Below are 6,763 nucleotides of genomic sequence, written 5' to 3' on the forward strand. Positions count from 1 at the left end.
ACCGCCTTTTTATGCAGTCGAACTTTCGCCTCGATGATCAACACCCAGGGTCGCCCCCGACGCAACGAGCGCGCCGAGGTCCTGCGTCCTGTCGGCAAACCTGTTCCCCGCCTCCATAGCGCCGGCAAACTCGGCTCGCTCTACAGCTTCCTCCATCAGGCACCGGAGATATCGGCGAATGCCTCGGCTTCGGCCGGATTGCCGGACGCAATGTCGCCGCCGAGAAGGAATGGAACTGAGCAACGTAGACCTCGCCATAAAATAGGCGAATCTGACACCCTTCATACGGATGAGTTGTCTTCAAAAGCCCAACGCCAACCGGACCCGAATTTGAAATTAGCTATGAATTCAAGATGTTTAAGCTCGAAACAATACCGACCAACAAAACAGCGGCGGTTCCGATAAAACCGGACAAAATTAAAACAATTCCGATTAACTATCTGATTTATATTATTTATCTTGATTAACCAGCCATAAAGACCCGGTTGAAACCACGGCGCTGTTCCGGCTACACCTACGCTCCCGACCGCGATAGGTGAGACATGCGGAAACAAGACCTTTCTTTGACCGGCAAAGAGCGCATGCTCGATCCGGATGACCTGATCGTCACCAAGACAGACCTTTCCGGCAAGATCCGGTACGGCAACCGGACCTTCTATAAGTTCGCCGGCTATGGGCCGTCGGAATGTATCGGGACGCAGCACAATATCATCCGTCACCCGGATATGCCGCGCACGGTCTTCAAGCTGCTCTGGGATACCCTCAAGTCCGGGGACGAGATCTTCGCCTACGTCAATAACCGCTCCAGGAACGGCGACCATTACTGGGTCCTCGCCCACGTAACGCCGAGCTGGAACGAGAAGGGCGAGATCATCGGCTATCACAGCAACCGCCGTGCCCCGAACCGCGCCGTGATCCGCGATCATATCGAACCGCTCTATGCCGCGTTGATGCAGATCGAGAAAAATAGCGGCAGCCCGAAAGACGCACTCGCGGCGGGAGAGAAGCATGTCTCCGACTTGCTCGCCTCAAAAGGCATGTCCTTCAACGAGCTCATGTTTGCATTGGGGATTTAGATGTTCGGACTTTCCAGCACACGCGACGTCAAGACGGCCATCCCCATCATTCGGGAAATGGCGCGCGGAAACTTCAACCTCCGGATCACCGAGATCTCCGGTTCGTCCGAGACCGCCGAGCTTCTGCATCTCGTGAACGACCTGGTCGACCGCTGCGACGCCTATGTAAGGGAGTCGGCCGCCTGCATGGCCCATGTCAGCGAGAACAAGTATTTCCGCAAGATCATCGAGACCGGCATGCACGGGGACTTCCTTCTGGCCGCCCGCAAGGTCAACAACACGCTCGAGACGATCGATACGCGGGTGCAAGAGTTCTCGGGAGCGACACATGCCTTCGAGGCAACCGTGCAGGACATCGTCAAGACAGTGGCCGCCGCATCGGAACAGCTCATCGCAACCTCCGGATCAATGAAGTCGATTGCTTCCGACACCAGCGAGCGGGCGACCTCAGTCGCCGCAGCAGCGGAGGAAGCGTCGGTCAATGTGCAATCCGTCGCATCGGCATCGGACCAGCTGTCGGCCTCGATCACGGAAATCAGTGAACAGGTATCGCACGCCTCCGCGCTCGCCAACGAGGCGGCGTCATTGACGGATCGGGTCTCCGAACGGGTCGATAGCCTGGAGCAAGCGACGGGCAACATCGTCGGTGCCCTGAAGATCATCAGCGAGATCGCCGAGCAGACAAATCTCCTTGCCCTCAACGCCACCATCGAGGCGGCCAGGGCCGGGGAAGCCGGAAAAGGGTTCGCCGTGGTGGCAAGCGAGGTCAAAGCCCTGGCGAACCAGACCTCCAACGCAACCGAAGAAATCAACAGTTTCGTGCGCAGCATCGAGGAAGCCAGCCGGCACACGATCGACGGCATCCGGGCCATCTCGGACCAGGTCAATAGCATCAGCGAGGCCAATGCGACGGTTTCGGCGGCCGTCGAGGAACAATCCGCCGCGACCCGCGAGATCGCCGGGAATATCGAGCAGGCCTCCGCCGGCACCTCGGAAGTCACCGAAAACATCAGCGCGGTCACCGCTTCGGCGCAGCAGACGAGCACCACCGCAACCGAGGTGAACGGCGCCGCGACGTCACTGTCGACGGAAGCGGAATCCCTGCGCACCGTCGTCGGCGACTTCCTCACCAGGGTCCGAAAGGTGGTGTGATTCCATTTCCGGAGGCATGAGCCGGCGGATCCGCCCGGAGAGCCGGCCGGAAATTGCATCTGGTGTTAGTTCCGGGCATGCGGTAGACGGGAACCCAGTGTGTTCGAATGGAGTCAGTTTAACTCCAAACGTTCCGTTACCGCCCGGATCCGGTTGCCCGATGCTCCACGTTATCGATCTCGAAAACTGCAATCTGGCCTCGGTACTGCGCGCTTTCGACCGCATCGGCGTTGCGACCACGACCGTCGGGGAGCCGGCTCGACTGGCGGACGCAAAGGCGATCGTTCTGCCCGGAGTCGGCGCCTTCGCCGCCAGCATGGGCAAACTGGACGAGCGCGGCTTTTCTCCGGTGCTGCGCGATCTGGTGCAACGCGACGGCGTCCCGCTGCTCGGGATCTGTCTCGGGATGCAACTGCTGGGCGATGCCAGTGAGGAGCACGGTATCCATGCCGGTCTCGGACTGGTTCCGGGAACGGTAAAACGGCTGCGTCCCGCCAGCCGGGCCGACAAGATACCGCATGTCGGTTGGGCGGACGCGGTGCCGGCCAAGGAGAGCTACCTTTTCCCGGAGCAGACCGTCTCGAGTTTCTATTTCGATCACAGCTACCATTTCGACTGCGATGATTCCCCGGACATCGCGGCCCGCGCCCGCTTTGGCAACGAAGAAATCACTGTCGCGATCCAGCGCGGCCATGTCGCAGGGGTGCAGTTCCATCCGGAGAAGAGCCAGGATGCCGGGCTGGATCTGCTTTCGGCCCACCTCCACTGGCTGCGCGGCAAGGGCCGTCTTTAGGAAATCGGAGAGTATGGTCTATCCGCGACTGATCCCCTGCGTCCTGCTGAAGAACGGCCTTATCGTCCGCAGCGAACGCTTCGAGACTCATCAGGTGATCGGCAACCCGATCCAGACCATTTCTCGCCTCTCCAGCTGGAATGTCGACGAGCTCTTCCTGATCGATATCAGCACCGAGGATTATCACGACCTCCGGCGCGACGACCTGCATGTCCGCTACCAGGGATCGTCCGCGCTCGACGTGCTGCAGGAAATCGCGAAGATCTGCTTCATGCCACTCAGCTTCGGGGGCAGGGTCCGCAGCCTGGAGGACATCTCCCGGATCCTCAAAGCCGGTGCGGACAAGGTCTCTCTCAACAGTGCCGCCCTCGCCTCGCCCGATCTGGTTTCCGAAGCCGCGCGCGAATTCGGCAACCAGGCGACGGTCGTGACCATCGACACGAGGCGTCTGGAGGACGGCCGCTACGAGGTCTTCGCCGATGCTGGACGCACCGCCACGGGCCGGGATCCGGTCGACTGGGCGCGCGAGGCGGCGGACCTGGGTGCCGGCGAGATCGTCATCCAGGCGATCCATCGCGACGGCAGCGCCGAAGGCTACGACATCGAACTGGTGTCCAGGATCGTCAATGCGGTCGACGTGCCGGTCATCGCGCTCGGCGGCGCCGGCCGCTACCAGGACTTTCCGCCCGCCTTCGAAGCGGGCGTCAGCGGGGCCGCGGCCGCGAACATCTTCAATTTCTTCGAGCTCAGCTACGGCATGGCGAAGAAACATTGTACCGAGGCGGGTATCCGGCTGCGCGAGAGCAAACTCGAAAGCGCCTGGTCCCCGCGCGAGCCGAAATATGCGCCCGGCGACGCCAGCGCCCGCATCGAGGCCCGGCTCGAAGCCGCACGCACAGGGGATTTCCCGGCGGCACGCCAGACCCGGCCGACCCAGACCGTTTCCTGGTGCACCGAATGCGTCTATTCCTCGCTCAGCGCCACCCCTATGGCGTTCGACGAGAACGGTGTCTGCATGGGCTGCAAGACCGCAGCGGCACGGAGCGAGATTCCGGCCGAGGAATGGACCCGGCGCGAGGCACTGCTGAAAGACCTCCTGGAGCGCTACAAGAGCCGGGACGGCATGCGTCCGGACTGCGTGATCGCGGTCAGCGGCGGCAAGGACAGCTGGTTCCAGACCCACTACATCAAGAACGTGCTCGGCTACAATCCGCTGCTCATTACCTACAACGGCAACAATTATACCGATGTCGGCTGGCGCAACCTGTTGCGCATGAAGGAAGTCTTCGACGTCGACCACATCATCTACTCGCCCCGGGTCGACGTGCTCAAGAAACTGAACCGGCTCGCCTTCAAGATCATGGGCGACATGAACTGGCATGCCCATGTCGGCATCAATACGGTGCCGGTCCGCCTCGCCGTACAGCTCGGCATCCCGCTGGTGATCTGGGGCGAGCATGGCTACATGGATCTCTGCGGCCAGTTCGCCATGACCGATTTCCCGGAAATGAGCTACCGCTACAGGCTGGAGCATTTCGGCCGCGGCTACGACTGGAACTACTTCCTCGGTCTCGAGGACCTGGAGACGAAGGACCTGATCGCCTGGCAGTATCCGCGGGACCAGGAGATGTTCGATCTCGACCTGCGCGGCATCTATCTTGGCAACTATGTCGACTGGGACGCCAACCAGCACACGCAGCAGATGGTGGAGGAATATGGCTTCGAGGTCAGTCCGGACCCCTTCGACCGCACCTACCGGCGCATGTCGAACCTCGACGACATGCACGAGAACGGCGTCCACGACTATCTGAAGTACGTCAAGTTCGGCTACGGACGCTGTACCGACCATTGCTGCAAGGACATCCGCTCGGGCAAACTCAGCCGGGGGCAGGCGATCGAACTCGTCAACCACTATGACCCCGTGCGTCCGCGCGACCTCTATCGTTGGCTGGACTATGCCGAAATGAGCGAAGAGGAGTTCGACCGCATCGCCGACACCTTCCGCGACCCGAGGGTATGGTGGAAGGACGCGGACGGAAACTGGCAGCGCACGCGGCTGGAGCCCTGACCCGGCCGGTCGGATGCGCCAATCTCCGGCTCGATTGTCACGAGGAGTCCCCCCGGATGGGCCTCATTCACCGCGCGTGAGAGCGAAGAGACCGTCTCCCATGACCCTGACTTTCACCGAAAATCCGCCGCCAAGCGCGCGGGCGATCATCACGTACGCGTCGCGGAAATCGGCCTGGGAGACCGCGAACTTCACTCTGGCCTGCGGGTGGAGGCCCTTGACCTCGAGCTTTTGCTGCGGGAAATCCGCTTCGGAATAGGGCCGCGCCCCGGCATCGAATTTCTCCCGGATCGACCGCCACTGGCGATCCGAAACAAGCTCCGTCTCGGATTCGCGGATGAAGTTCTCGAGCGGTTCCGCATCGGCGGCCGGCAGAACATCTGCAAGCTCCTCTCCGGCGAGGACACGGCGCGCGGCATCGAGCACCCCGGCCACGCTCCCGATCCTCGGCAGGACGCGGTTGGCGACGAAACAGGAGAGCATGCCGTTGTCGAACGGCGTGAAGGACACCACGGGACCCCCCATGACCTTCGCTTCAAGCCCCGTCGTGCAGGAATTCTGTATGACCAGGCGGGAGGCAAGAAGCCAATCGACGATCGGCCCCTCGCGGACGATCGACAGCCGACCGCCCCAATCCCGTTCCGCCTGGAGCTCCTGCCAGGTTTCGATCCTCTCGGAGGTATGCGGGCGCAGCACGACCGGGACTTCCCGTGCCAGCTCCCGGACCAGATCCTTGACCCCCTCCATCGTCCGGCTCTCGAACTCGAGCGCCCTCTCCCAAAGCGCGATCTCGTCTGGATTGCTGATATCGACAATCCCCATGCCGACGAGAAGCTTGTCGTAGAACTCCTTCGGAGATCCGACGAAAGTGTTGGCGTACCCGAAATTGGTGTTGAGGAGTACGAAATCGCCGTATTTGCGGCGCAGATCCGCGGCTTTCGCACGGCGTTGCTCGAGGAAGTCCTGCTTCAGAAGATCGAACCGGCCGACCCCGTGGATCTCGAGTTTTCCCTCGATTGCCGGGTTGGCGCGGGTAACGATATCCGCATCGAAAGGGCCATGGGCGAAATAGAGATCCGTCAGCTTCGCAAAATCACCCGCCATCAGATTCTGGATCAGCAACGGCTCGGCAAGGGGAACATTCTCCTCTTCGATGGCGGCGACGCCGAAGCCGGCTTCTTTCAGCGGCTTTATCTTGTTGCGCTGGATCGCGTTTGTGCCCTTCGCGAAATAGACGCCGGCGGGAAATTTGGCCATGTGGGCGGTCAGAAGAAGCTGATTGCCGATAATGACCTGCCATCCGTCTTCGATCGCGCGGTGCGCAAGAATGAGCCGGGCCTCCAGTTCGCGCGCGCTTTCCTCGATCGGCAGATAAAGTACTTTATACATCAAGCAAGCTTCCTGACCCCCGGCCCGTCCAGCACCCGTCGGCATCCCCGTAGATGGCATAGTTGGATGCGGCGCACAATTCGATTTCCCGCCCCGGGACAACGCCTCGACATCTCGGCCTGTAAACGGAAAGAGCCCGCGAAACAATCGTCTCGCGGGCCCGAAATCTTAAAGAGGTTAAGATATTGGTTTGTCTTGTCTTTTGATGACCTGGCGGCGCCCTACTCTCCCACGCCTTAAGACGCAGTACCATTGGCGCAGAGGGTTTTCACGGCCGAGTTCGGA

Annotated in this window: 5 protein-coding genes; 4 read left to right on the forward strand and 1 reads right to left on the reverse strand. The window is 61.1% G+C overall.

Annotation, left to right across the window (positions count from 1 at the left end; genetic code table 11):
• The first annotated feature begins 581 nt into the window (after positions 1–581).
• The 4 genes from IG122_RS10500 to IG122_RS10515 all read left to right on the forward strand — a co-directional run bounded on the left by IG122_RS10500 (position 582) and on the right by IG122_RS10515 (position 5,089).
• The gene (locus IG122_RS10500) at positions 582–1,076 is read left to right on the forward strand and encodes a PAS domain-containing protein (protein ID WP_226893478.1); all 495 of its coding nucleotides are present in this window, start codon (positions 582–584) and stop codon (positions 1,074–1,076) included.
• Positions 1,077–2,228 (forward strand): methyl-accepting chemotaxis protein, encoded by a 1,152-nt coding sequence (locus IG122_RS10505; RefSeq protein WP_193183214.1) that lies wholly within the window; start codon positions 1,077–1,079, stop codon positions 2,226–2,228. It abuts the gene before it with no gap.
• A gap of 160 nt (positions 2,229–2,388) precedes the next feature.
• Positions 2,389–3,021 carry an imidazole glycerol phosphate synthase subunit HisH gene (gene hisH, locus IG122_RS10510; RefSeq protein WP_193183215.1) on the forward strand — a complete coding sequence of 211 codons (633 nt, stop codon included), beginning with the start codon at positions 2,389–2,391 and terminating at the stop codon, positions 3,019–3,021.
• A 13-nt stretch (positions 3,022–3,034) separates the two neighbouring features.
• The gene (locus tag IG122_RS10515; RefSeq protein ID WP_193183216.1) at positions 3,035–5,089 is read left to right on the forward strand and encodes an N-acetyl sugar amidotransferase; all 2,055 of its coding nucleotides are present in this window, start codon (positions 3,035–3,037) and stop codon (positions 5,087–5,089) included.
• 63 nt (positions 5,090–5,152) lie between these two features.
• Here IG122_RS10515 and IG122_RS10520 read toward each other — a convergent pair whose 3' ends face one another.
• The gene (locus IG122_RS10520; RefSeq protein ID WP_193183217.1) at positions 5,153–6,478 is read right to left on the reverse strand and encodes a surface carbohydrate biosynthesis protein; all 1,326 of its coding nucleotides are present in this window, start codon (positions 6,476–6,478) and stop codon (positions 5,153–5,155) included.
• Positions 6,479–6,763: the final 285 nt, after the last annotated feature.

The organism is Nisaea sediminum (assembly GCF_014904705.1).
Lineage (GTDB): Bacteria > Pseudomonadota > Alphaproteobacteria > Thalassobaculales > Thalassobaculaceae > Nisaea > Nisaea sediminum.